Source organism: Rhizobium sp. P2_G2 (assembly GCF_056403555.1).
Genome location: NZ_JBFUFF010000095.1, coordinates 1 through 25,094, shown reverse-complemented (window position 1 = coordinate 25,094; position 25,094 = coordinate 1). Strand labels below are relative to the sequence as shown.

19 protein-coding genes and 6 pseudogenes are annotated in these 25,094 nt (G+C 59.3%); 12 read left to right on the top strand and 13 right to left on the bottom strand.

What is annotated here, in order from left to right:
- From AC1D06_RS34745 to AC1D06_RS34715, 7 genes and pseudogenes are all read right to left on the bottom strand, one after another.
- Positions 1-162 (bottom strand): transposase (locus AC1D06_RS34745; RefSeq protein ID WP_477990326.1); only part of this gene is annotated, 162 nt, incomplete at its 3' end.
- 38 nt (positions 163-200) lie between these two features.
- Complete coding sequence (locus AC1D06_RS34740; protein ID WP_477990323.1) at positions 201-1,310, bottom strand: adenylate/guanylate cyclase domain-containing protein; 1,110 nt, start codon at positions 1,308-1,310, stop codon at positions 201-203.
- A gap of 103 nt (positions 1,311-1,413) precedes the next feature.
- Positions 1,414-1,569, bottom strand: a complete 156-nt coding sequence (locus AC1D06_RS34735) for a hypothetical protein (protein ID WP_477990322.1) — start codon at positions 1,567-1,569, stop codon at positions 1,414-1,416.
- Positions 1,570-1,867: 298 nt separating this feature from the next.
- Positions 1,868-3,061, bottom strand: a complete 1,194-nt coding sequence (locus AC1D06_RS34730; protein WP_477990321.1) for an IS91 family transposase — start codon at positions 3,059-3,061, stop codon at positions 1,868-1,870.
- Between the two features lie 3 nt (positions 3,062-3,064).
- Positions 3,065-3,969 (bottom strand): annotated as a pseudogene (locus tag AC1D06_RS34725) (tyrosine-type recombinase/integrase).
- Between the two features lie 344 nt (positions 3,970-4,313).
- Positions 4,314-5,058, bottom strand: a pseudogene (locus AC1D06_RS34720) (IS6 family transposase); the annotation flags it as partial.
- A 240-nt stretch (positions 5,059-5,298) separates the two neighbouring features.
- On the bottom strand, positions 5,299-6,627 hold the full coding sequence (locus tag AC1D06_RS34715) for a calcium-binding protein (RefSeq protein WP_477990320.1): 1,329 nt from the start codon (positions 6,625-6,627) through the stop codon (positions 5,299-5,301).
- A gap of 42 nt (positions 6,628-6,669) precedes the next feature.
- Between AC1D06_RS34715 and AC1D06_RS34710 the strand changes: the two genes are divergently transcribed.
- Complete coding sequence (locus AC1D06_RS34710) at positions 6,670-7,242, top strand: hypothetical protein (protein ID WP_477990319.1); 573 nt, start codon at positions 6,670-6,672, stop codon at positions 7,240-7,242.
- Positions 7,243-7,479: 237 nt separating this feature from the next.
- The gene (locus tag AC1D06_RS34705) at positions 7,480-8,616 is read left to right on the top strand and encodes a site-specific integrase (protein ID WP_477990318.1); all 1,137 of its coding nucleotides are present in this window, start codon (positions 7,480-7,482) and stop codon (positions 8,614-8,616) included.
- On the opposite strand, the pseudogene AC1D06_RS34700 reads toward AC1D06_RS34705, so the two are convergent.
- A pseudogene (locus tag AC1D06_RS34700) lies at positions 8,594-9,007 on the bottom strand (RES family NAD+ phosphorylase); the annotation flags it as partial. The gene AC1D06_RS34705 and the pseudogene AC1D06_RS34700 overlap by 23 nt on opposite strands.
- A gap of 132 nt (positions 9,008-9,139) precedes the next feature.
- Here AC1D06_RS34700 and AC1D06_RS34695 point away from each other — a divergent pair.
- Both AC1D06_RS34695 and AC1D06_RS34690 read left to right on the top strand, forming a co-directional pair.
- Positions 9,140-11,155 carry a hypothetical protein gene (locus AC1D06_RS34695; protein ID WP_477990317.1) on the top strand — a complete coding sequence of 672 codons (2,016 nt, stop codon included), beginning with the start codon at positions 9,140-9,142 and terminating at the stop codon, positions 11,153-11,155.
- 554 nt (positions 11,156-11,709) lie between these two features.
- Positions 11,710-13,656 carry a hypothetical protein gene (locus AC1D06_RS34690; protein ID WP_477990316.1) on the top strand — a complete coding sequence of 649 codons (1,947 nt, stop codon included), beginning with the start codon at positions 11,710-11,712 and terminating at the stop codon, positions 13,654-13,656.
- A 937-nt stretch (positions 13,657-14,593) separates the two neighbouring features.
- Here AC1D06_RS34690 and AC1D06_RS34685 read toward each other — a convergent pair.
- Entirely contained in the window at positions 14,594-15,079 is a 486-nt protein-coding gene (locus AC1D06_RS34685; protein WP_477990315.1) for a methyltransferase family protein, read from the bottom strand.
- Between the two features lie 90 nt (positions 15,080-15,169).
- On the opposite strand from AC1D06_RS34685, the gene AC1D06_RS34680 reads away from it, so the two are divergent.
- On the top strand, positions 15,170-15,814 hold the full coding sequence (locus AC1D06_RS34680) for a TetR/AcrR family transcriptional regulator (RefSeq protein WP_477990314.1): 645 nt from the start codon (positions 15,170-15,172) through the stop codon (positions 15,812-15,814).
- Positions 15,815-16,106: 292 nt separating this feature from the next.
- Here AC1D06_RS34680 and AC1D06_RS34675 read toward each other — a convergent pair.
- Positions 16,107-16,340: pseudogene (locus tag AC1D06_RS34675) on the bottom strand (type II toxin-antitoxin system HipA family toxin); the annotation flags it as partial.
- 91 nt (positions 16,341-16,431) lie between these two features.
- Between AC1D06_RS34675 and AC1D06_RS34670 the strand changes: the two are divergent.
- Together AC1D06_RS34670 and AC1D06_RS34665 are read left to right on the top strand one after the other, a co-directional pair.
- On the top strand, positions 16,432-16,629 hold the full coding sequence (locus AC1D06_RS34670) for a hypothetical protein (RefSeq protein ID WP_477990313.1): 198 nt from the start codon (positions 16,432-16,434) through the stop codon (positions 16,627-16,629).
- Between the two features lie 53 nt (positions 16,630-16,682).
- On the top strand, positions 16,683-18,398 hold the full coding sequence (locus AC1D06_RS34665) for a calcium-binding protein (RefSeq protein ID WP_477990312.1): 1,716 nt from the start codon (positions 16,683-16,685) through the stop codon (positions 18,396-18,398).
- Between the two features lie 143 nt (positions 18,399-18,541).
- Here the strand turns inward: AC1D06_RS34665 and AC1D06_RS34660 are convergent, their stop codons facing one another.
- Positions 18,542-18,973: an antitoxin Xre-like helix-turn-helix domain-containing protein gene (locus tag AC1D06_RS34660; protein ID WP_477990311.1), complete on the bottom strand. Its 432-nt coding sequence runs from the start codon at positions 18,971-18,973 to the stop codon at positions 18,542-18,544.
- A gap of 275 nt (positions 18,974-19,248) precedes the next feature.
- Positions 19,249-21,045: an Ig-like domain-containing protein gene (locus AC1D06_RS34655; protein WP_477990325.1), complete on the bottom strand. Its 1,797-nt coding sequence runs from the start codon at positions 21,043-21,045 to the stop codon at positions 19,249-19,251.
- On the opposite strand from AC1D06_RS34655, the gene AC1D06_RS34650 reads away from it, so the two are divergent.
- Positions 20,968-21,177 (top strand): hypothetical protein, encoded by a 210-nt coding sequence (locus AC1D06_RS34650; protein ID WP_477990327.1) that lies wholly within the window; start codon positions 20,968-20,970, stop codon positions 21,175-21,177. The genes AC1D06_RS34655 and AC1D06_RS34650 overlap by 78 nt on opposite strands.
- Positions 21,178-21,921: 744 nt before the next feature.
- Positions 21,922-22,113 (top strand): annotated as a pseudogene (locus tag AC1D06_RS34645) (recombinase family protein); the annotation flags it as partial.
- Positions 22,114-22,635: 522 nt separating this feature from the next.
- Here AC1D06_RS34645 and AC1D06_RS34640 read toward each other — a convergent pair.
- A complete protein-coding gene (locus AC1D06_RS34640) occupies positions 22,636-23,040 on the bottom strand; it encodes a hypothetical protein (protein WP_477990310.1) in 405 nt (134 codons plus the stop codon).
- A 238-nt stretch (positions 23,041-23,278) separates the two neighbouring features.
- Here AC1D06_RS34640 and AC1D06_RS34635 point away from each other — a divergent pair, with 238 nt between their 5' ends.
- The 3 genes and pseudogenes from AC1D06_RS34635 to AC1D06_RS34625 all read left to right on the top strand — a co-directional run.
- The gene (locus AC1D06_RS34635; protein WP_477990324.1) at positions 23,279-24,358 is read left to right on the top strand and encodes a site-specific integrase; all 1,080 of its coding nucleotides are present in this window, start codon (positions 23,279-23,281) and stop codon (positions 24,356-24,358) included.
- Positions 24,359-24,474: 116 nt separating this feature from the next.
- Positions 24,475-24,858: a hypothetical protein gene (locus AC1D06_RS34630; RefSeq protein WP_477990309.1), complete on the top strand. Its 384-nt coding sequence runs from the start codon at positions 24,475-24,477 to the stop codon at positions 24,856-24,858.
- A gap of 131 nt (positions 24,859-24,989) precedes the next feature.
- Positions 24,990-25,094, top strand: a pseudogene (locus AC1D06_RS34625) (integrase); the annotation flags it as partial.

Here is a 25,094-nt window from a genome sequence, read left to right as displayed (position 1 = left end):
CTCCGGAACATCCGCCCACGGCGAACCGGTGCGGAACCGCCACAAAATCCCATTGATGGTGCGACGATCATCTACCCGTGGAACACCACGAGGCTTATTCGGCAACAAAGGCGCGATAATATTCCATTCCAAATCAGTCAGCTCATGGCGGCGACGGGTCATCATTAGGCTCCCAAATCAATGGCAGCCTTGAATCACCGTCAAACCCAAAGGGGAAGCCCGTTTATGAGTTTACGGCCTAGCAGCATCTGAGCACCGAGATAGTCCGAATCGACCTCAAGCGCCTCGTACAGTAGGTCTCGGGCGCGTCGGTTGTCGGCTTCGGACCAAAGCTCATGGTACTGATTGGCGACGACGCAGCGTTCCCAGGCCGCAAGGCTTTTTGTCTGACCGTCCCATAGCCGTGCGTAGTCGCCGCTGGTCAATTTGACCTGCATGGCCACCGCGACTTGGCGGGTGATTTCATCCTGCAAGGCAAAGACGTCATCGTCGCGGCCGTCGAACCTTCCGTTCCATAGCTGTCTGCCGCTAGCTGCCTCGGTCAGCCTGGCGGTGACACGAATCTGGCCTGATGCGGCACGGACGCTGCCCGTAAGATGGAACTCTGCGGCAGCGCCGTCCGTGAGCAACTCGATACCTCTAATAAGGCCGAGAGACGACTGCAAATCAAGACCTATCCCTGCCGCAAAGAAGTCTTGCTTGGGATCAGCGCCGATATTGGTGAATGGCAGCATGGCTATCGTGGGTTTGGCGTTCGGACGTGGGGCAAGCGTGGTCGCCGCAGTCGTCTTCGATCCGGTCCAGCGCCATGCCCGCATCGGCGCGGTGATGTTCTTCAGCCGCAACTCACCTGCCACAACAAAATTTGCGCGTAACTTGTCCGTCATCTGCGCATGAATGGCGTCCGACACCAGTATCCCGCCCGGCGGTGCCAGCGCTTCGAGTCGGGCCGCGACGTTGACGCCATGGCCATAGATATCAGCTCCCTCGCCAATAATATCCCCGAGGTTGATGCCGATGCGCAGCACGATCTGGCTGTCTTGCGGTAGCGCCGAACTCGCAGCGCTGAACTTTTCCTGTAGTTCGATGGCCGATAGGACTGCGTTTATGGCACTGGCAAACTCGATGAGCGCTCCGTTACCCATCAGTTTGACGATGCGCCCGCCGTGCGTCCGCACCGTGGGTTCCAGAATTGTCCTCCGCAACTCCTCTAACGCCGCGAGTGTTCCCACTTCATCTGCCTCCATGAGGCGCGAGTAGCCGACGACGTCGGTCATCAAGATAACGGCGAGGCGGCGGTTTGCGGTCATTCAACACCTTCGGCTCGTGCGGGCTTTCGGCGGTAGGTGTGTGCCTGCCCGAGGTTAGGTTCGCACCGTCCGGGTGGTCTGACAAGCCTCCATAGGCTCTGGTTCATGTTTGCTGGGCTTTTTGACGGCCATCCCATGTCGCCTCCTGGCGCATCAGCGACGTGAAGTGCTGGCTCAAATCCGGATCAGGGGCTTCAAAGCTTTGTTTGATTTTATGTCTGCTTTTGGGAAGGCCGCCATAGGGCTGAACGGCTGACATGGCGAAGGGTTTCGGATGCCGTCAGGCGTACGAAAGCCTCTCATGCAGGAACCCGCGGTCGGCATTCTCTGTGCTATGGGGTTTTATGTTTTGGCGGCTCCGAGGAGCCGCGGGTCGCAGCAGCGTTGGTATAACCGAGGGCGCTGAAGAAGGTGTTTGCAGTCGTGATCGTAGAGCTTCTCGCGGCGATCAGGACCGCGTTTGTTCGAGTGCAAGCCGCTTTCATCTTGTCTGGCGCAAGGACTCCCGTTGGCCGACGCATTGGTGACGGCCGCGTGATAGAACAGGGCATGCCGGGTCATGGCGCGCTCTCCCGGTTCGTTGCAGCGGTATCCGGCGGCCCGCGCGGCTGAGCCCAGCGTTTGAACACCTCGATGACGATCATGCGTCCGCCGCAGCATGGGCATGGCGGGCGGAGGTCGATAGGCTCGTCGGCTGCGTTGTCAGCGGGCGGCGGGGTAGCGTTCAGGAGTTCGCGGGCCCGGGCGATGCTGGTCTTACGGGAGCTGCCGGCGAGCAGACCGTAATGCCTAATGCGGTGGAACCCGCGCGGCAATACATGGAGCAGGAAGCGGCGAATGAACTCGTCGGTGGCAAGCGCCATGATTTGCTGCCGGTCGCAGCCGTCGCGGCGATAGTCCTTGTAGCAGAAGGTGACGCCGGTCTCGTCGAAAGCGATCAGACGACTGTTCGAGATGGCCACCCGTTGGGTATAGCGCGACAGATAGGCAAGAACCGCCTCGGGTCCCGCGAAGGGCGGCTTGGCGTAAACGACCCAACGCTTCTTTCGCACCGGCGACAGGTATCGTACGAATGCGCGGCGGTCAGTGAGATGCGCAGCCGAACCGAAGAAGGCGAGCCGTCCGGCATCATGAAGTTGGAGCAGTCGCGAGAGGAACAGGCGGCGGAACAGCTTTCCGAGCACACGCACCGGCAGGAGGAATGCAGGACGTGCCGATATCCAGCGTGAGCCATCAAGGGCTATGCCGCCGCCTGGCACGATCATGTGTATGTGCGGATGGTGGGTCATGGCCGGGCCCCAGGTGTGGAGCACGGCGGTAATGCCGATGCGTGCGCCGAGATGCTTCCTATTGGCGGCGATTGTCAGCATAGTCTCGGATGCCGCCTTGAACAGAAGGTCGTAAACCAGCGCCTTGTTGTAGAAGGCAATGACGGCGACCTCGGCTGGCAATGTGAAGACGACGTGGAAGTATCCGACCGGCAAGAGATCAGCCTCTCGTTCGGCGAGCCATGTGCGTGCAGCGGCGCCCTGGCACTTCGGACAGTGCCGGTTCCGCCAGGAATTGTGGGCAATGCGCCACTCTCCGCAATCCTCACAAGCCTCGACATGTCCGCCCAAGGCAGCGGTGCGGCAGTGCTCGATCGCGGACATCACCTTGAGCTGGGCCAAGCTGAGGTGTGCTTTATACTCTGCGCGGTAGGCTGGTCCGGCCGAACGGAAAATGTCGGCAACCTCGATCGAGGTGCGCATGGCTCAGCAGTCGGCCGTTTTGTCTTCCATCAGCGCCATGAGCCGGTCTAGTGGACCAGCGACTGCGTGGATCGTCCGGGTGGAGACCTTTGCATAGAGTGCAGTGGTCTCGAGCTTGCTGTGTCCGAGCAGAACCTGGATGACGCGGATATCGGTACCATCCTCCAAAAGATGGGTGGCAAAGCTGTGCCTTAGAGTGTGCGGGCTGACGCGCTTGTGGATGCCGGCCACCTCGGCGGCTTCCTGAACCGCGCGATGCAGTTGCCGCGACGAGATCGGATCGGTGCAACTGCGCCCCGGAAACAGCCAGCCATGGGGCAGCATCACGCCGCGGCGCTTTCCATCGCGCCACCACAGCCGCAGCAGTTCAAGGAGTTGCGGGGAGAGCACGGCGTTGCGGTCCTTCCGCCCCTTGCCTTGTTCAACGCGGATCAGCATCCGTGTGGAGTCGATATCGTCGACCTTGAGATGCGCGACCTCGGACACGCGCAAGCCCGCGCCATAGGCGACGCCAAGCGCGGCTTTGTATTTGATGCCTGGTGCCGCCTCGAGCAGTCGTGCGGCTTCCTCCACGCTCAGGACGTCAGGCAACTTGCGGGGATTGCGGGTTATCACCAGCGCTCGCGCCATATCCCGTCGCTTCAGTGTCACCGTGAACAGAAAGCGCAGCGCCGAAACCGTGCTGTTGATCGTCGCCGGCCCCACGCCGTTCTCATGCTGATACAACTGGAAGCGCCGTATGTCCTCGGCCGTCGCCGTGTCAGGCGAGCGCCGCAGAAAAGTGGCGAAGCGCCGGACATGACGAATGTAGTCCTGCTGCGTATGGGACCCCAAATCCCGCTCACCATGTCTTCTTGCATGCGTTGGCGAAGCGGCGTGGTTGAACCATCATTGGAAAAGCTGGCCATGGAACGTTCCTCCTGTTGAAAGGAACTCCATGGTCGGACAAGATCCACTAGCGGCCTAGAACTTCAGATGATCACACCAGCCTTACCGCGAGCTCCCTCCCGCGGAGCGGGTTCGTGCATGGAGGCGCAAAGCGGTCGTTGAGCGCATTATTCGTTGTGTCGCAATTGGCCCCGCCGTCATTTGGGTTTCGATCCGGCCACCGTGACCGGGGCCGATGGCGACGATGAATTCATTGTTTCCGGCAGTTGGCAGTTGGTTTCGCTCAATGGTGGCGCTGGCGATGACAGGGCCTGTCGCAAACTTTCCAGCAGGTTGAGATTATCCCGTGAGCGGCCGCATCTTCACGCTTAACCTTTTGAAGTCCGAAGAGGCGCCCGACCAGATCGTTCTGATCGTTGACGGTCCAATCGGCGGTGAAGCCGAAGCCTTTCCGCAGCCACAACATTGCTTCAGATCCAGCGATTGTTCGACGCGCGGTGTTGAAGGATTGACAGACGCCGATCTTGGGCTTGTTCTTTTCACCCGAAAGTAGTCGCTCTCAATGACTTGTTGGAGATGCTTGGGGACATAGTGGAGCGGATTCGGATTTAACAGCCCATCATCGACGGCCGTCTTGATCGGCGAGGGGAAGGTATTGGCACCATCGGTGTCGATCTTCCCCGGCGAGAGCAGCGGCTCATCCTTGAGCATCTTACGAAGGAAGCGCTTGGCGGCATCGAGATCGCGCTTTGCGGTCAGAAGGAAGTCGATCGGGTTTCCTTGCTTGTCGATCGCGCGGTAAAGGTAACGCCACTTGCCGCGGATTTTGACGTAGATCTCGTCAATGCGAACCGAGCCACATGCGGTCGTCGAAACTGCCGCAGCCGCTTCTCGATGAGTGGTGCATAGGCCAGGACCCCGCGATTGATCGTGCTGTGGTCGACCTCGAAGCCGCGCTCGCGAAACATCTCTTCCAAGTCTCGATAACTGAGCGGATATCGCAAATACCAGGTCACCGCCTGTACGATCAGCCATGCCTCGAAATGCCGCCCTTTGAAATCATCCTTCGATTGGCGCTTCAGCTTCTCTGCAATGGCATTCAGAATCATCAATGTGCTCCACAACATAGGGAGCGGCAATTTTCTCGCCGAGGGTCAACAGCTCGTTAACCGCGAAAATTTGCGACAGGCCCAGCCCATCGCTTCGACTGTCGGGAACCTGGGATGCTCGGTTAAGCGTCAGATCTGTAACCGAAGCAACTGGCCCATCCGTCTGATCGACGGCTTCTCGCGAAGCACCACCCGACGGATGAGGTCTAAAATTGCCCGATTGCACAGATCCGCTTCGCGTCATAGCAGGAGGAAGTCCTTCTGCATATCGATCGCACCGACTAGCTCTATGGAAAAGTCGGCGTGCTTGTCCCCGTTCGTGTCGCCGAAGAGCAGGGTTTGCGAGCCGTGCTTCTCATATCGCAATTCGCCCGCAGTCCCGTCGAAGTCGTGGGTGCCGAGGAAGGAAAACGCCTGGTCGCCCTGTTTCTTATCGTCTGCATCCATGACCGACAGGTCGATCCTGTCCTTCGAATTGAAGTCGTGGATCGTGTCGCGACCGGACGGGTCGACCGTTGAATCCGTCTCGCTGCCGTAAACGAACCTGTCAGCTCCACCCTTCCCATAGAGCTCGTCCTTGCCGACCAGACCGGCGATGAGGTTTGAGCCCCCGTCGCCCTTGAGCGTGTCGGCGGCGGGCGAGCCGACCACGTTTTCGATCCTTTTCAGTGTGTCGCGATCCCCCGATCCGTCAATGCCGTACCCGGCTCCCAGATCGACGGTAACGCCTGCGTTTCCGCCGTCCAGATAGTCGCGGTCGTATCGAACCGTGTCCGTGCCTGAGCCCCCGTCGACCTGGTCGTTGCCAGCCATCGGCCGGAACTGGTCGTTACGGTTTGAACCCGTGATCACGTCTACGAAGCGCGTGCCCTTGATGCGTTCGATATTCGTGAACGACTCCACGTTGCCCCAGGGATCGACGTCCGTGCCTTTGAACATGTCGACCACGACGCCGCCTGGCGCGACCCTGTCGTCGAAGTTTAGCTGGTCGATGTCGTTTCCGCTGGTTCCCCCGTCGTAGGTGTCCGTCCCGCGTCCGCCCTCCAGATCGTCGCTGCCATTTCCGCCAACGAGCGTGTCGTTGCCGTTGAGTCCCCAAAGCTCGTCGTTGCCAATCGACCCGGCGATGTTGTCGTTGCCCCGGAGGATCGAGGACGACATGGCCCATCCGAGGCCGGCTAAGAATGCTTTGTGGAACGCGATACCGGACCAGTGAAGCCCGTCGATTTCCTGCATATTGGGACCGCCACTCACGCTGACGACAACCGACGTGATGGTACCGCCGTCGAGGACGCCATTCGAATATGTTAATCCACTTCCAAAGATCGACAGGTCAGCACCGTTCGCCATTTGAAAGACGGCTGTTGTCGATATCTTCTCATCGAACTTGCCTTTGACCAGGAGGCCGCCCAAGGCGGGGTTGTAGTCCACCGCGGGGCTATTTCGGAGATATTGCGCCGGATATTCGTTGTCGACCATGTCGATAGTGTAATTCGCCATGTTGGTCCTCCCGACGATGCATGGCTGATCGAGGCAGCAATAATAGAAGGATCGCGCGAGCTGCGGCAAGGGGATTCGACGGGGCACGCGGATTTCGAATAAGACAACGCTATGCAAGGCGAGGTCGGCAACGCCGCGTTGGCGCTCCGGGAGGCCATCACAATCACTGCCGCACGCAGCCGGAGCCGCGCCCCCGCGAAGAATGGCTATCAAATCGACATCTTCGAGATCACCGACCACGGCGGCCCCATGAGACGGAATAACCTGAGGGGTTCAGCATTACAGGGTCATCAGGGGGACAGCATCACTGCCGGACCCGGCAACGACACCCTGGTAGCTGCCCAAAACGACACGCTGCTCGATGGTGGCAATGGAAACGATACCCTGAGCATCGGTGCGGCCTTAACAAACACCAGCAATGCCCAGATCGCCAATATCGAAAATGTGCTGCTCACCGCGGCAGTGACGCTGAAGCTCGCCAACCAGACTGAGGCATTCAGCATTACAGGCTCATCGGGTGCCGATGCGATCACCGGCGGCATAGCGGCAGACAGCATCAATGCCGGATTGGGTGAGACACTACCTTCAGATCACGAGCGACCGCCGCCTTGCTCGCGCCAGCAGCGACCCGCTTGCGGATTACGTCTCAACGGATTTGGGAATCCCTTTGTCCACAACGCCTAGAACTGCCAACCCGCTGGTCCTTCACTCAGGTTAGGCAAGCGCGCAGCGATCTCGTTGGCGGGCGGTCGGCGCTAGCTGCGGCAGCGTCGTGGCTTGGCGCCGGGCCGGTCCGTCGCAACGACACAAGCCGAATGTGCGGTTTCTTGAGACCAATTCAGCAAAAAGCGCACAGCCCGTCGTTCAGCCCAAACGTCCGATAAGTTTGCCTTATCGGACGTTTTGCTCTTAGTATAAGAAATGGCCCAAATCATCGAGCAGAACACCAAAAATCATCCGGAGGAGAGCGCTGTGCCGCCTGACAGCACGGTGCATTTTGGTGATGTTTCCGCGCCGGCCGGACTCCTCTCCCCTCTTCCGGACTCGAGCGCCGATCTGCCGGCGCACTTGGAACGCCTCGCCGACCGGGCCCGCGGCTATGTCGAGGCGGCAAGTTCTGCCAATACAAGGAAAGCCTACGCCTCCGACTGGAAGCATTTTGCCGCCTGGTGCCGGCGGCAAAACCTGTCTCCCCTGCCGCCGGATCCGCAGGTGGTTGCCCTCTATATCACCGCTCTCGCCTCTTGCAGCGCCTTGGGAACCACCGGACATGCTACACGAGCCATGACGGTGTCCACCATCGAGCGGCGACTTTCGGCCATCGGCTGGAATTGTTCGCAGCGGGGTATGGCGCTCGACCGGAAAGATCGCGCCATTGCCACCGTGCTCGCCGGCATCCGCAATATCCACGCCGCCCCGCCGCGCCAGAAAGAAGCCATTCTGCCCGAAGACCTGATCGCCATGCTCCAAACGCTCGACAGGGGAACGCTGCGCGGGCTTCGCGATCGCGCCATGCTGCTCATCGGTTTTGCCGGCGGCCTGCGTCGCTCTGAAATCGTCGGTCTCGATCTCGGCCGTGACCAGACCGAAGATGCCTCGGGCTGGATCGACATCCTCGACAAAGGCATGCTGCTGAGCTTGCGCGGCAAGACCGGCTGGCGTGAGGTCGAGATCGGCCGGGGTTCCTCCGCTGCCACCTGCCCCATTGTCGCCATCGAGACCTGGATCAAGTTTGCCCGCATCGCAAAAGGACCGCTGTTCCGCCGCGTTCGCGGCCAGGGCAAAGAGGTCGGCCCAGATCGCCTGAACGACAAGGAAGTGGCCCGCCTGGTGAAGCGTGCCGCCAAGGCGGCCGGCATCCGCGGTGACTTGAGCGAAATAGAACGCGCTTTCAAATTCTCCGGTCACTCGCTGCGCGCCGGTCTCGCCTCCTCCGCCGAAGTCGACGAGCGATACGTCCAGAAGCAGCTTGGCCATGCCAGCGCCGAAATGACCCGCAAATACCAGCGCCGGCGCGACCGCTTCCGCATCAATCTCACCAAGGCGTCTGGGCTCTGATGGCCCCTTCCCTGTCACGGCGATCGCTATCGGACCCGCCCATTCCCTTCCTCCGACGTGGGACATGAGTGTCACCCGTCGGAGGAAGGGAATGGGCGGGATTGATGAGGATGTTATTGTCGAGACGCGCCACCACGCTCGGCACGATGAGGATCGCGCTTCGTCTCTTCAGGCACCATCGCTTGCCGAACATCTTGCTTGCCGTTGCCGCCATTGCGTCCCAACCGGGAAGCACCGGCGAGAAGATCTCATAGGTCAACCCGTGTGGGACAGTGATTCCACATAATGCAGATTGGGGCAGTGGGTCGCTGCCGTGTACTAGCTTTTCCAGAACGACAGTTGAACTGTGCTCGCTGTTACAAATGATCTGATTACCAGGCGTATTCCACCGCCGGCATTTGCCCCCGTGAGACATCAATGCATCCCCTTTTTGGGGGATAGACAGCGCTTGCCCTCGGCCTATAAAGTATTGCTCAAACTTCACATCATGATGTGTTGAAGACCTGGGGGCGGGAGCGATCGCATGACCACGCTGACTGATGGGGACGACACCCAGACAGCCAAACCCGGCGAAACTCTTTTCGGCATTGGCGGCAATGATGCGCTGACGGCCTCCGCCACCGGCAACGCACTCTATGGCGGCGACGGCAATGACACACTCAACGGCGCTAACGGCGATGATCAGTTGATCGGCGACGATCACACGGCGATGGGCGGGGAGACGCATTACACCAACGTCCTGAACGGTTTCGGCGGCAACGACTCGATTACCTCCTATTCCTACAACGACCAGATTGATGCCGGCGCAGGTGACGATCTCGTCAGTGTCTATGCTCAGGAAACCGGCCAGAACGTCAAGGGAGGCACCGGCAACGACACGCTGGAGTTATTCGCTCTTGGTGCACTCAATGTACCCGTCACCGTTATCATGGGGTCCACCTTCAGTCCGAGCGTGGACAGCGTGCAAGGCGCGACCTATTACGATTTCGAAAACCTGGTACTTTATGGCGGCACAGGCTCGGTTTATGCTCAGGGTGCCAGCGGCGGCGACCACCTAATCGCCAACTGGCTTGCTAATTCRGGCCTGGACGCCGGGACCCTCAGGGGAGGCGCCGGCGACGATGTCCTGGAATTCAATGGCATGCCCAACAATGGCACCGGTGAGGAACTGATTGCCGGCGGCGCCGATACCGACACGCTGGCATGGTCCCCCGGAAATATTGGCGGCAGTTTCGGCGCGCTTGTTATCGACGTCAACGCCGGCGAGATGAGCCTCGACGGAACCGAGTTTTGCACCTTCAGCCAGATCGAAGGCCTCAAGGTCAACACTTACCAGGCTACCTACAGCAGCGTCGAGGTGACCGGTGGCAGTTCCGCAGACACCCTGACGATCCGGGCCGGCCACTCGACGCTGGACACCGGTGACGGCGATGATACCGTCTCCATCGTCACCGGCACGTCAACGATCAACACCGGCGACGGTGATGATCACGTGTCGATTGCCTTCAGCGGTGCGGGATTGGCGACCATCCATGGCGGCAACGACAATGATACGCTGTCGGGCGGGCAAGCAAGTGTCGCTTTCTTCGGCGACGACGGCGACGATCACCTGTCAGCTTATGGCGGCAGCACGCTCACCGGTGGCGCCGGCAACGATACGCTCTACCTTTCGACGACATTCGGCGCAACCGATCCGTCGGCCGCGGTCGTCGACGGCGGCAGCGGACGAGACCTGTTGTCGACGGAGCTGTCGATGCTCACCGATGTCAGCTTCAAGGTCGACTTCACCAAAGCCAGCATCACACTCGCCAACGGCACCAAGATCCTCAATTGCGAAGGTATCTCCTTTACCGCCGCCGGCGGCAAGGACGTCCTGACAGCGTCCAATGATGCAGCCGGTCAGTCCGTCAACAAGCTTTTTGGGCTCGGAGAAAACGACACGCTCAGGGCTTCTTCGAACGGGGCATGGCTCGACGGTGGTGCTGGCGACGATCTGCTGATCGCGGGCGCGGGCGCCGACAACCTCGTCGGCGGCTACAATGAAACCAACATTACAGGCGATACCGTCAGCTATGCAAATTCGAAGAAGGGCGTCACCGTCAATCTCGCGCTCGCCACGGCGCAGCAAAGCAAGGGCGATGCTGCAGGTGATGTCCTGAGCAAGATCGAAAACCTCGTCGGCAGCAAGTTCAACGACAAACTGACCGGCAACGATCCCGGTGACTTCGCTCACAGTGGCAAGAACGTACTGACGGGCGGCAAGGGCAATGATCGCCTCACAGGTGGATTGGCTCTCGATACATTCGTCTTCGCCACCGGCGACGGCAAGGATACGATCACCGATTTTACCGCCAAGGGCAGCGATCACGATGTCATCGATCTTTCCCGCCTGAGTTCAATCACCAGCTTCTCCGATCTCAAGGCGCATCATCTCGAAAAGTCAGGCAGCGACGTCGTCATCGATGGCTTGAACGGCGACAGCATCACACTCCTCGACGTTAACATTAAGGACCTCGGGAAGGGCGACTTTCTTTTCTGAGCGTGTCAATAACAGTCGGACTGTCGGTCCGCAGTGTCGTCCGTGAGAAGGCGGCATCCTCCTAAAAGCGATCCCCCAAGCGTAGTTTTACGCATCGGCGCTTTGGAGGCCCGTTGCCTGCCGCCAAGATCGCAGCTTCCGTCATAGGAGTCGTTTCGACCCTTTCGAGGCCAAGAGCTGTGGATACAGGTTCATCGCCTTCCGCGATCTCAGCGCGCAAGTCGAGCAAATCGCGCCTGACAGCCTCCACATCTTCGAAAAGCTTATCCGGCCGGTTGCGATCTTTCCAGTTTTTCGTCGAGATTGAGGGCGATAGTGTAGGTACAGAGCGCAGGGGCAATACCATGGGATCCTCTATCGCGATAACGGTTTGGCACAATAGGGCTCGAGGATTTTGTGCTCAAGATCCATGAAAATTGCTATATCTCCCCTGAAATGGGGATTGTATTGACAGCTCGCTGTAACGAGACTTCACCGGAACTGCCCGAGGGCCTTGGAATACATCGAGGGCTGCACATTCGTGGATCTTAACTCAAGAAAAACCGGATACCACCATGGCTGACGTTCATCTTGGACCCGACGACAACACCTATACGTCATCGTCGCCCGGCGACCGGATTTTCGGCGAAGGCGGCAGCGATACGATCACGGCCAGTGACGGCGGCAACACGCTTTATGGCGGAGCGGGTGATGACGCGCTAAACGGCGGCGACGGCAATGATGTCCTTTATGGCGACGATGTCACTGATATCACCGCCCATAACGTGCTCAACGGCGGCGGCGGCAGCGATCGCATCTATTCCTTTTCACCCTCCGATGAGATTGATGCTGGCGCCGGCAACGACCAGGTCACGCTCAACGCGATCGAGGAATCGGTCGCATCGTCGGGGACAGCAGTTGAGGGCGGTACCGGCACGGACACGCTCTACGTCAATGCCCTGGCAGGCAGCGCCGACGCCGTCAGCTTCGGCGTCGACACGCTCTTCACCATCACCGTCAACGATCTCGAAGGCGTGGTCTGCAGCAGTTTCGAACGGATCGTCTATAGCGGCGGCTACGGCTCGCTCAATATCGCCGGGGGCGCGCTCAACGACCAGATCCAGGTCAATACCGGCCAACAGGCGCATTTCGCGGGCGGCAATCTGAGCGGCGGCGGCGGCAATGACAGCTTTGTCGTCTACGGCACGAGCGATGATAATATCGAACATGTGGACGGCGGCGCCGGCATGGACACGCTCGGCTGGAAAGAAACGAGTGGCGGCGACAGTTTTACCAACCTCGTTGCGGACGTCAGCAAGGGCAAGCTCACGGGCGATGGCACGACGCTCATCGATTTCATTGGCATTGAGGCGCTCAATATCAACACGACGGAGACCACCGGAAACGTCAAATTCAAGGGCGGCACCGGTAATGACGTCCTCACCGTTTGGACAGCTGCCTCCAGCAACGTCGACACCGGAAAGGGCAATGACACCGTGACGGTCAGTACGGGCACCGCTGAGATCACGCTCGGCGATGGCAATGACGGCGCCTCTGTCGATTTCTCCAATGCGTCTACGGCCAATATCAACGGCGGCGGTGGCAATGACCATATCAAAGGCGGATCGGGCGCCGGCATACTGCATGGCGACGACGGCAACGACACGGTCGGCGGCAATTCGAACCGCACCAGCATTTTCGGCGACGCCGGCAACGACACGCTTTACCGGACGGCGTACGGCAGCGATGCCGCGTCGACCAGCGCGGTGACCGACGGCGGTGCAGGTCACGACACGCTGATATTGAGCCTGTTGTTCACCAGCAAGGCGGTGACGCTGAACCTGTCGYTGGCCTCATTCACGCTGGCTGACGGAATGGTGGTCAGCGGCTGCGAAGTCGTGCAATGCTATGGCAGCAGTTCCGCCGTCAACAAGATCACGGCCTCCAACGATGCCGGCGGCGCAGCAACCAACAAGGTGACCGGCGGCAATGTCGACGATATCCTGAAGGCGTCGAGCCATGGCGCGACACTGGACGGCGGCTTCGGCAACGATAGGCTCACCGGCGCCAATGGCGACGATATCCTGAACGGCGGCTTTAACGGCAACGATACGCTGACGGGCGGCGGCGGCGATGACGCGATCACCGGCGGTGCCGGCACTGACGTGCTGACCGGCGGCGCCGACAAGGACACGTTCATCTTCGCTGTGGCGTTCCACACCGGCACGGTGGCGGGCAGCGTCGACGTCATCACCGATTTCAGTCATGCGCAGGGCGACAGGATCGATCTCACCGGCATCGATGCCAATACCAGCACGGTTGACGACGATGCGTTCAAGTTCATCGGCGCGAAGGCGTTCACGCACCACGCCGGCGACGTTCGCTTCGAAAAGTTCGACAATGCCGGCACAGCCAACGACTATACCTGGGTGAGCGGCGACAACAATGGCGACGGCACTGCGGATTTCGTGATCCAGGCCAAAGGTCTCATTGATTTCATCAAGAGCGATTTCGGCTTGTAGCCTGACGCCAATTTCTCTGTGGAACCAAGTATCCTCGGTTTGGGGCACACTTCAGGTAGCCAACGTGTTGAAAGCTCTGGTTTAACATGGACGACTGGGAGCGGCTGCGCGGCGAGATCGACAGACGCGAGGTGCTGATCGTCTAGCTGGACCTGGCTATATCCTGGATGATGATGACGTTGGATTGGGACAAGATCCAACGGCGCATCTTCCGGGCCGTCAACAATACCACGCTCGACATCATGGCCGCCCCCGCTCGCAAAGATTACGGTGACCGCCGGAGCCGGCAGCCCCAGGGCAGCGAAGGTGCCAAGCAGGGTGGCGCCGACCGCAGCGTTCGCGCGGATACCAGACGCAGCGACGCATCGTGGCCATGCTCCGGAAGGGCCGGAAAAGCATCCGGAACGCGACCGACTGCTCCAACTCGACGCGCGCCTGACCTAGCGCGTAAAGCAGATCGCCTTATGCGGATGCGCAAACAGCATCGTTGGCTCTATCCGATCGACAGACAGCAGCTTACGGATGCGATGCGGTTCGAACGGGCCAGGGGACGGTCCGAGCGATGCGGCCGTCCCCACGGCAAACTCGTCTACCACATAGGCGATGGGCGTAGGTAAGATGAAGAGGGCACGGCCTTCGGGACGGTCCCGGCCCGGTGGTGCGCAAGGGTGAGCCCCTCGCCCGCTGCCGGATCATGCCCCGACAACGCGGGTTTATCTGGTGACCGCGCACCTCAACAATAGTCCTGGTCACAAGAAACCCAATTTCAAAACGTTCTGACAACGCTGCCACATCACCCACGATCAGCCGGAGCACCTGCGGCGGCGTGAGCTGAAATTGCTCATGTCGCCAGCCTTAGGAGATTTGTTTGAGGGTCGCTACTCGCCTATTTGATGGCCGTGGCTGCGAGAAGCGCAGACGTTTCGTGCATTTCCCGTCAGATCCAGCGCCTGACCCGTGTGCAATAGGCCTCGTAGTCTGCTCCGAACGTCCGACGCATAGAGGCCTCTTCATAGGGAATGACGATCAGTGTCAGTAGCGCCAGCGGCAAGACCAGCAACAGGATCGGCCAGAACGAGCCCGCGAGGATACAACCGCCGAGATAAATGAGAATTAGGCCARGGTACATTGGGTTTCGGCTCAGCCGATAGATTCCCTTTTCGAGGAAAGCGCTCGGACGGGCGAAAGGGTTGAGCGTTGTGCGTCGGATCAGGAAAGTGATCGCAAGCGCGGGGCCGCAGATGATGCCGGTCGCGATCACCAGGATGCCGAGCAACTGCCTGGCAGGGAAGCCGAAGAAGCTAAGGGGAACGCTGTGCTGAAGCAACATGCCGGCACCGAACGCCATGCCGAAATAGAGTGGCGGGGGCAGCATAAAGACTGCAAGGGGGCGAACTGGCGCGGAGGCTTCGGCTACGTCCATCGTGATACTCCTGGAGCCCGAGCATTTGCATGGCTGCATATTTTGGATAAACTGTAACTAAATTCAATACAGTGGAACTATATCAAAAAAATGAATGACGTCAAGCCAAAACGCGCCTACCGCTCTCGGCGCCGGGAAAAGCAGGCTGAACACACCCACAATGCGGTGCTCGATGCCGCGGAACGGCTATTTCGGGAGAATGGCTGGACGGCCATAACGATCGCTGCGATCGCAAGAGAGGCAGAAGTGTCGCCAGAGACGATCTATGCGCGCTTCGGAAACAAGAGGACAATAGTGCACCAGTTGGTGATCCGTGCCATGCGGGGTGCCCAACAGCAGACCCCTATGATGCAGCAGGAGCATCGTGCCAAGGTGTTGCAGATGACCGATGGCCGGAACATGATCAATGGATTTTCCGACGATATTGCCGAATTACTCACTCGCGCAGCCCCTCTTCTCGCAGTCATCAGGTCGGCAGCTGAAAATGATAGCCAAATGGCCGATCTTTACGCCGATCTGCATGAAACTCGGCGGCAAAACCTCGGTAAGCTGGTCACTGCGCTCGAACGGATCGGTGCTTTGCGACCGGGTCTTGATGCTCAGGTCGCCCAGGACACGTTATGGTCCGTCGTGAGCCCCGAGCTTTGGTGGTTACGCACGAACCAACTCCGGACGACGCCCGACACCAATCGCGAATGGATCCGGATGACGCTGCAGCGGTTGCTGCTTGCTTAAGAAACTGAGATAGTAAGCGCGCAGCAGTGTTTCTTGGTTCCTCTGTTTGCAGTTTATGAGAGGGATTGGGTAGCTCCACCCCGCAAGCCGCCGACAAATGAACTTGGCATATGTATTGGTGCATCGAGCCCCCTCACCGCTGCCGACTTTCTTTTTGATTCCTTCTCACCATCGATAACCAACTCTTATCGATGACCATACATTGAAAACTTCTATTTCTCCTTATAATATATTTTATAAACGACCACATTGACGTTCTGTCCAGCGGATAAGCTTTAAGTGACTGTTTGCATCATAAAGCCAGCGCACGCTGCAGTTCGTCATGCTCGAAGGCGCTGGCCATGCGGTTGATTTCGCTGCCTCGCGCTCCCACTGCCTTGGCGGTATCGCGCCAAGTTGCGGTCACGCTTGCAACCTCCCTAATGATGACCCGTGCCTGGGTCAGCGTCAGCGCGAAATATCCCGATGCAGCTTCCAGAAGGTCAAGCGAGCAAGTGCCTTCATCGAGATTGTTCGCTTTCAGCACGAATTGATCCACTTTGCCGTTTTTCGCGGGCCCACCGGGACGCGTAAATTGCTCATATATTTCAAATTTTTGAGAGTGGCATCGTGGATCAATGTCAAACGAAAACACGGGTCAAATCGATGCGACAATCAACATGCCGGCCTTCGACTTCATCGGCAAGCATGCCTTCGGCGGTCATGCCAGGGAACTGCATTTCGTCAAGGCGAGGTGGGACACCTGGATAGAGGGCGACACCAATGACGACGGCAAAGTGATTTTGTCATCCATTTGGACGATGCCATTGCCATGAAGGCAGGATATTTTGACCTAGTGGCATGACGCCGGACAGAGGAGAACAGGGGCATGACGACCTATACAGCAACGTCGCCAGACGACGCCGACCGCATGGCCGATATCAGCGCAGCGGAACGGCGAGACGGCAATGTGGAACCTTCCTCCAGCAGCGTCAACACCGATACCACCRGAGATCAGAACTCCCCGGCGGTCACCGCACTTGCCGATGGCGGCTGGGTGGTCACATGGGACTCCTACACCTACGATATAAAGAGCGCGAATTACGTCAGCAACGGCATTCGCCAGCAGCGCTACAACGCCGATGGCGAAATGGTCGGCGCCGAGACCGCCGTCGGCAGGCATGTCGACGGCGACCGGTGGTTTGATGATCAGGACGATCCCGCGGTTACCGCGCTTGCCGATGGCGACTGGGTGGTCACATGGGTGTCCGGGGACGTGGACAAGGAGCACGACCTCCTGGGCAGCGAAATCCACCAGCTGCGCTATAACGCCCATGGAAAGCGGATTGGCCCGGAGACCCGTATCCAAACCCCGGACATACACGAGGATGACCATCCTTCGGTTTCCGCGCTTGCCGATGGCGGCTGGGTGGTCACATGGGACGGCCAAGGCCAAAACGACAAGAGCGAAGTCATCTACCAGCAACGCTACGGCGCCGATGGGCAGCCCGTCAATGACGATACCCGCGTCAGCACCACCGACCCCACACTCTTTCACCCTCAGCTTTACCCTTCGACGGCGTCGCTTGCGGATGGCGGCTGGGTGGTGACATGGGTGACCCCCTATGACAAAAATCCCGGCATCTTTCAGCAGCGCTACGCTGCCGATGGCGATCCTGTCGGTGCCGAGACGTTGATCAACAGTTTTCTCGCCGGCGGTGTTCAGGCGAACTCGGCGATTGCCGCCCTTGCCGACGGCGGCTGGGTGGTGACATGGACCGACCCGGGGGCGGAGCTGCATCAGCAGCGCTATGCCGCCGATGGCAAAGCGGTGGGTCGCGACACCACGGTCAGTGAGTTTACCAGCGGCGAAAATGATAATCCATCCGGATCGTCGGTGTCAGCGCTTGCCGACGGCGGCTGGGTGGTGACATGGGACGACGGCTACCACGTCTTCGAGCAGCTTTATGCGGCCAACGGGCGGACTGTCGGTCCTGAAATGCGGGTCAACTTTCATGGCAAGGGCGATGCGAGGTACCCCTCGGTCACCGGGCTTGCCGATGGCGGCTGGGTGGTCACGTGGGCGGCCGCCCACCAGGACGGCGACGGTGAAGGGATCTTCCAGCGGGTGTTCCACGCAGTGGACGGCACTGGCGCCGCCGACAAGCTCAAAGGCGCGTCGGGTGACGACTTCGTCCAAGGTCTCGCCGGCAATGACAGACTCTATGGCAATGCAGGCGAAGACATTCTCATCGGCGGCAAGGGCGTCGACACGCTCTACGGCGGCATAGGCAGGGATACATTCGTCTTTGCCCCCGGCGACAGCGGCAGCACGCATGCCACCGCCGACACGATCCACAATTTCAGCAAAGCCGACCATATCGACCTCAGCAGCTGGGCGCATGGCAGGCCGTTTGATTCATTCGACTTCATCGGAACGCACGCCTTCACCGGCCATGCCGGAGAGTTGCGTTACATCAAGGAGAAATCCGACACCTGGATCGAGGGCGATACGGATGGCAACGGCAAGGCGGATCTCGTCATCCATCTCGACAACGCTGTGACGATGACGAAAGATTATTTCGACCTCTCCGCCTGGTCTTGATGCGTAAAGGAGGGCTTCACCCGGATCGGAAAAGACATGATCATCGCGAAAGGCATTTGAAACGGCCTTGTCGAAAATGGGATAGGCGCCGTTGGGGTCCGCAATCCGAAACCATGACAGTGTCCGGTCCAGAATCTGGGCTGTCACGCAGCACTGCCGTATTTCAGGCTGGAGAGGATATCCAGAACCAGTTCGGCGCCGATCTCGCTTTGAATGACAACGTCGATGGTCGTCTGTCCTCCAGCATCGGATGCGCTCTGAACAGGAAATCCCGCGCATCCTCCTCCGTTCTGCCAGACGTCGAGCGCGAGATTCCAGACTTGGGCGACACGCGCGATCAGTGTTCCCTCATCCGAAGACAGGCGAAGCGCAGTATTGCGCCGTTCATAAGTGGCTTTCGGCGCAACACGATACTTGAACTGGCTGTCATTGGGTGCAAGAAGGCGGGCCACACGGTCAAGCGTAGCAACCGGCAAGCCTCCCTCGATACGAGATATCAATCCGAACGGCGAGCGTATCGCCATTTCCTTGGCGGGCAGGCCGAGTATGTCAGCCACATTTTCAAACGCTAGCATTCGTCGACCTCCTTTCATTTGAGGCTACAAATCGCCCTACTCGAGGCGGTATGCAACCCTGAAGGCTACAATCATCTGCTGAAATGCCCCTCAAATACTGGTGCTGATCCAACCGCGTCCGTTAAAACTCACCATGGGAGCCGCTCCTCCACTGTTCTCCGCAAAGAACAAGGGGAAACTTGAGTGGTGCGGTTATGCCAAAACAGGCTGCCACAAACTCGTTAGGCCTTACGTGATCTGCGCGCGAAGATGGCATCGATTGATATGGCGCGCCCTTAGACTGTGGACCAGTCGTTGCTCAAGCTGCCGACCGTCAGGTTCGCATCAATATGGGAGCCATCCATCTCCCATATAGCGACATTTCCCTGTGTGTTTCGCCACAGGATGTCGGCATGGCCATCCCCGTTGTAGTCACCGGTGTCGAGGAGAGTCCAATCCGAGCCGATTGAACCGACGGTTTCGTTTGCGACCACCTTATCGCCGTTCATTTGCCACATCGCAATCGTTCCGCTGGACGAGCGAAGCACGATGTCGGCCTTGCCGTCACCGGTGAAATCGCCGACAGTCAAGATTGCAAAACCCGGATCCATCTGCCGGACGGTCGTGTTGGCGGTAATCGTGTTCCCGTTCATCTGCCACATTGCGACTTGACCATTGTCGTTGAACCAGAGAACGTCGTCCATTTGGTCGCCATTGAAATCATCTACGCCCCCGAAATGCCAACTCGATCCGAGTGCACCGACGGTCAGATTGCCAATGATCTTATCGCCATCCAACTCCCACATAGCAACTTGGTTATTATTGTTGCGCCAGAGTACGTCGGCGCGACCGTCCCCATTAAAGTCGCCTGCCCCTTGCAAGTGCCAATCGGTGCCAAGTCGGCCGACGGTTGTGTTCGAAACGATTGTGGGCCCGTTCATCTTCCAGAGCGCGACCTGACCCGTGTCATTCTCGAACAGGACGTCCGCTAGGGCGTCGCCGCTAAAGTCCGCAGCCGCAAGAGCGTGCCAACTCGTCCCAACCGAGCCGACCGTCACGTTCCGTGTGATCTTGCTGCCGTCCATCTGCCACATCGCAACCGAACCGTTGGTGTTGATGAACAGCACGTCGCTTTTTAAGTCGCCATCGAAGTCTTTTGAGGGAGCGATATCGACCAGGTAATCCTTGGCGAAGGTGGCCGTGGTGGAGTTGCCGGCGTCATCGGTCGTGGTGACGCTGGCATCGATCCTCCGATCGGTGTCGGCGACAAGGTCGGCACCGGACACTCCGATCGCATACGTGTTGTCGGCAGCGACCGCGCCGGCAAATGTTTGGCCGTTGACGACCAGCGTAACACTTTCGCCGGTCTTGACCTCGCCAGAAACCGTACCGGTAATGATAATCAGCGCCTGTTTGGATTCGGCCAGATTGACGACGTTGTCGGTCGTGACGGAATCCAACCCAATCGTTGCTGCCGGCGGTGTCACATCGACGGCATAACTCTTGTCGGCATACGCCGTCGCCATGTTGCCTGCCTCGCCGGTCGTGACCTTCGCCTCGATCTTTAGGTCGGCGTCGGCAGCCAGTTGAGCGCCATCCACCTCGATTGAGAAATGCCCCGAGGCGACTGCGCCCTCATAATCGGTGCCATTGATGGTGACGGTGACGATATCGCCGTCCCTAACGTCGCCGCCCACCGTGCCAGTTATGTTGACCTTGCCGGATGCCTCGCTCGCATTGACGATATTGTCGGCCGTCACTGCATCGAGCTCGATCGACGCCGTGGGAGGATCGTCCCTGCCTTCAATCTTAATCTTCAGCACCGCGCCGTCCTTGCTGCCATGGCCGTCGGTGGCGGTGTAATTGAACGTGTCTAACAGCCAATCTCCGTCGCTGAGCGCATCGACCTTGGGATTGCTGTCATCGAGCCTGTAGGTCCACTTGCCGTCGGTCGAGAGCTTCAGCGTGCCGAAATCGCCCTCAAACGTGCCGGGCTTGAGCACCTTGAGCGTGTCATGGTCCTGGTCCGTGTCATTGGAGAGCACATTGCCTTTGGCGGTCGGGTCGCCATGACCTCGGCGATCATCCTCAATGACGCGATCTTTGCCGTTGGTGTCATTGTTGGCGACCGGAGTATGGTTCCTGGCACGCCGGAACGCCACATCGCCTTCAAACCGGTCCGGCGCAAAGCCGGCCTCGCCTGGTTCGTCAAGTCCGGCTTGTGAACGGTGTTGGAGGAGAAGGTCTTCAGAAGGAGAAATGCGCTTCGCCATCTGCAAGTCTCCGTGGCATTGGAGATGAACAATTAATTTCTAGTCAGGCTGCAGCCGACTGTACATTTGTCAACCACAGGCGGCAAGAACAGATTCCTCTGCTCTTTGGGCGCCCCAGATAGGCTGCCGTCCTCCGGCGGGATGGAGGGAAGTTTTCGGCAATTTTCACAACGGACGGAACGCCGCCGCAATAACACGGCCGACGGAACGCGGCAGACGCGGGTTTGGCCGTCCCCCACTGGATTGTCGCCATCGATAACTAGCGCTTATCGATGGTAGATTGATTTAAGGGCGCAAATCACCCTGTCGGCCTTCCTGGATCGGTGGATTCGCCGGGAAACCCAGGCTTTTTGGCCGCTTTTCAACCAGGATCGACGGACTTTTCTGCCTGATTGACTGGACTGCAGCCCGCCAAACGTCCGCCTTGAAGCGACGGCCCTCCATTTTTCGACGTCTAAGTTCCCATTCAGAGGCAAGGTGTGCTCGACCTGCGTCGAAATAGCCGATTTTGCTGCGTTTTGGCCACAGTAGGCTGCTGGCGCGGCTTCTCGACGCTCGACGGCTCGATGATCATCGCGGGCCCGGTTTCGCCCTGTACGGCCTTTAATTTCAACCATAAAACACGCTTGCAAAGGAACGTTTTCTGGCACATTTCTTATTTGTACAAACTGGTCCCGAAACACCCGGAAAAAGACCTTGGCAAGAGCTGTAAACCTCAGTCCCCCTCCCCTGCCGCAAAGGCTGATCGGATATGCGCGTGTTTCGACCGACGACCAGCTCAACGACGCCCAGGTCGACGAATTGCGGGCGGCCGGCTGCCACCGCATCCATCAGGAGCATGGATCCGGCGCGTCGCGCGCAAGGCCGGTGCTGGCGAAGCTTCTCCGGGGAGCAGATGGACAGCGCCCATCATCGTACCGATCAGCCGCTCAATGTGCCCGCCGTAATGCTGCCGGGCGACGGGGCGGTGCACCAACTCGATGCCGTGCTCGGAGGCCCCTCTGACGAGAGGCTTGCCATGAAACTCCCTCCCGTTGTCGAGGTGGATAATGTCTGGCAGTCCAAAGACCGGCCACGCGGCATCAATACCCCTCGCCTGCAGCCAAGGTGCTTTTGGCATCACCAGATGCTGGATCGCCAAGGCTACCGACGTCGATGAGGGAGGCTCCTGACTGAGGTAGAAGCCAGCCGCCATTCGGCTCGCGATATCAATGGCCAATGTCAACCAGGGACGCTGCAGCGGCCGTCGATCTCTCGCATCGACGATGAACAAATCTACCAAGGTATGATCGATCTGGACGATGTGGAGGGCGTGATCGGCACTGTACTCGCAAACGACGGCATCGAATTTCTGCCGGGCTGCCTTCGCCCCTTCTCTGGCCTGCATCAGGCTTCTCGGATCGGCGACGGCTATTCGCGCCCGGACTGCTTCCAGGATGGTGGACGAATGCGGCGCTCATGACAGAGTTGCCGCACCCGATCGTGAAGCGCGCTGACAGTCGGCCGCTCGCGCTTGCTGTAGGTATCGCGCATCGCCGTCTGGATTATCTTCTCGATGTCCGGCGACAAAAGCGTTTTGCCCTTTGAAGGCCCCGGGATATCATCAAGCAACGAACTCCTGACCGGAGCGGCACGGTACCGGTTCAATAGTGCATAGAAGCGGGTTCGACCGATCTTCAGCTCCCGGCATGCCGCGCCTACGTGCAGAGGTGAGAGCCGCGGCAACGATGCCAAGGGCCGTATGACTTTTTCGCGCGACACAGCTCTCAGCCAAGCCGCCTCGTCAACCGCGAGCTTGTCCCGCTTACGGCTCATCGGCGATCACCCTTACCGCAGCCAACAAATCAGGCTAGAATCCACTGATCCTAGGTCGATTCCACTGAATTAGGATGAGCTACTATTATTACATAACAAAGACATCCAGTCCGTTGAATTAAGCAGAGGGACAAGCGGAATCGTCGAAGAAAACAGCGAAAATCACCTCCAGCAGAGTTCTGCTCCGTCTGATAGCACGGGCGCCGGCGACGATGTTTCCGCGCCGCCGTCGGCCGGCATCGCGACGAATAGCGCCGGGCTCCCCTCCCCGCTTCCGGTGTCGCGCGTCGGGTTGCCGGTCCATCTGGAGCAACTGGCGGATCGGGCGCGCGGCTATGTCGAGGCGGCAAGCTCCGCCAACACCCGCAAAGCCTACGCTTCCGACTGGAAGCATTTTGCCGCTTGGTGCCGGCGGCAAAACCTGTCCCCGCTGCCGCCCGACCCCAAGGTCGTCGGCCTCTACATCACCGCCTGCGCCAGTGGCGCTGCCTCCGGCAGTGATGCGATCACTCCCTCCGGCGCGGCGCGCCGAGGCGCAAAGGCCAATTCCGTCTCCACCATTGAGCGGCGGCTTTCGGCGATCGCTTGGAATTGTTCGCAGCGCGGCACGCCGCTGGATCGCAAAGATCGCGCCATCGCCACCGTCATGGCCGGCATTCGCAACACCCACGCCGCCCCGCCCCGGCAGAAGGAAGCCATTCTGCCGGAAGACCTGATCGCCATGCTCGAAACGCTCGACAGGGGAACCCTGCGCGGGCTTCGCGACCGCGCCATGCTGCTCATCGGTTTTGCCGGCGGCCTGCGCCGCTCGGAAATCGTCGGGCTCGATCTCGGCCGCGACCAGACCGAAGATGGTCGCGGCTGGATCGAGGTGTTGGACAAGGGCTTGCTGGTAACGTTGCGCGGAAAAACCGGCTGGCGGGACGTCGAGATCGGCCGTGGTTCCTCTGCTGCCACCTGCCCCATCGTCGCCGTCGAGACCTGGATCAGGTTCGCCCGGATCGCCAAAGGCCCTCTCTTCCGCCGTGTCCGCGGCCAAGGCAAGGATGTCGGCCCGGATCGATTGAACGACAAGGAAGTGGCGCGCCTGGTGAAACGTGCCGCCATGGCCGCCGGCGTCCGCGGCGATTTGAGCGAGATAGAACGCGCCTTCAAATTCTCCGGCCATTCACTGCGCGCCGGTCTCGCCTCGTCGGCCGAGGTCGACGAGAGATACGTGCAGAAACAACTTGGCCATGCCAGCGCGGAAATGACCCGCAAATATCAGCGCCGGCGTGACCGGTTCCGGATCAACCTCACCAAGGCGTCTGGGCTCTGAAAGCCCTTCGGGGCGTCCATCTCTCTCGACCCGGGACATTGATGCCGACCCGGCGAAGCGCGTGGTGGGTGCGCCGATGGCTATACGCCGATAACGCGTTATGATAAATAGCTGTCATGGATATTCCCAAACGCCCTCGCGGCCGTCCCCGCAAGCCGAATGCGCTGACCCAAGCGGAAATTCAACGGGCCTACCGCGGCCGGTTAGCCGCTGCCGGCAAAGCGGTTCGCGTTGTGCATGTCGGCGACGCCCCTGAATTCAATCCCGAAACCCATTTCGTCGCCGAACGCGCATTTTTTGAGGAGTTAAGGCAGAATTATCATAACGCGATAGTGAAAATAGAGATCTTGGAAGAGGATCGGATTAGGCTGGACAAGCGTAACGCATATTTGGAGAGCGAGTTGAAACGCCTGGAGCAGGTTCACACGAACGCGCTGAAGGAGATCATCAGCCTGAAGCGGTCTCTTGAGAAAAACCACGGAGGCTCCTCGACCGCGTGAGCGAACATGTCCGTTGGTGGCGTAGCCATCACCGTTTTGAAACGCCCTCCCCTATCGATGGCGTGAAATCGTTAGGCAAAATTCGCGTCGGGTTCTTAGCTTAGCCCTTCAATTGAAACCGGGAATTAAAAGCCACATCTGCCGAGGTAGACGAACGATACGTCCAGAAGCAGCTCGGTCACGCCTCTGCAGAGATGACCCGCCGATATCAGCGACGACGTGATCGCTTACGGGTT

What these genes read in the sequence shown, in the direction of transcription:
- AC1D06_RS34740 (WP_477990323.1), bottom strand. Translation starts at nt 1,310, where the DNA reads ATGACCGCAAACCGCCGCCTCGCCGTTATCTTGATGACCGACGTCGTC.
- AC1D06_RS34680 (WP_477990314.1), top strand. Translation starts at nt 15,170, where the DNA reads ATGAATGACGTCAAGCCAAAACGCGCCTACCGCTCTCGGCGCCGGGAA.
- AC1D06_RS34710 (WP_477990319.1), top strand. Translation starts at nt 6,670, where the DNA reads ATGCAAGGCGAGGTCGGCAACGCCGCGTTGGCGCTCCGGGAGGCCATC.
- AC1D06_RS34650 (WP_477990327.1), top strand. Translation starts at nt 20,968, where the DNA reads ATGGTCCTGGTCCGTGTCATTGGAGAGCACATTGCCTTTGGCGGTCGG.
- AC1D06_RS34640 (WP_477990310.1), bottom strand. Translation starts at nt 23,040, where the DNA reads ATGAGCCGTAAGCGGGACAAGCTCGCGGTTGACGAGGCGGCTTGGCTG.
- AC1D06_RS34670 (WP_477990313.1), top strand. Translation starts at nt 16,432, where the DNA reads ATGTCAAACGAAAACACGGGTCAAATCGATGCGACAATCAACATGCCG.
- AC1D06_RS34735 (WP_477990322.1), bottom strand. Translation starts at nt 1,569, where the DNA reads ATGTCAGCCGTTCAGCCCTATGGCGGCCTTCCCAAAAGCAGACATAAA.
- AC1D06_RS34705 (WP_477990318.1), top strand. Translation starts at nt 7,480, where the DNA reads ATGGCCCAAATCATCGAGCAGAACACCAAAAATCATCCGGAGGAGAGC.
- AC1D06_RS34630 (WP_477990309.1), top strand. Translation starts at nt 24,475, where the DNA reads ATGGATATTCCCAAACGCCCTCGCGGCCGTCCCCGCAAGCCGAATGCG.
- AC1D06_RS34660 (WP_477990311.1), bottom strand. Translation starts at nt 18,973, where the DNA reads ATGCTAGCGTTTGAAAATGTGGCTGACATACTCGGCCTGCCCGCCAAG.
- AC1D06_RS34730 (WP_477990321.1), bottom strand. Translation starts at nt 3,061, where the DNA reads ATGCGCACCTCGATCGAGGTTGCCGACATTTTCCGTTCGGCCGGACCA.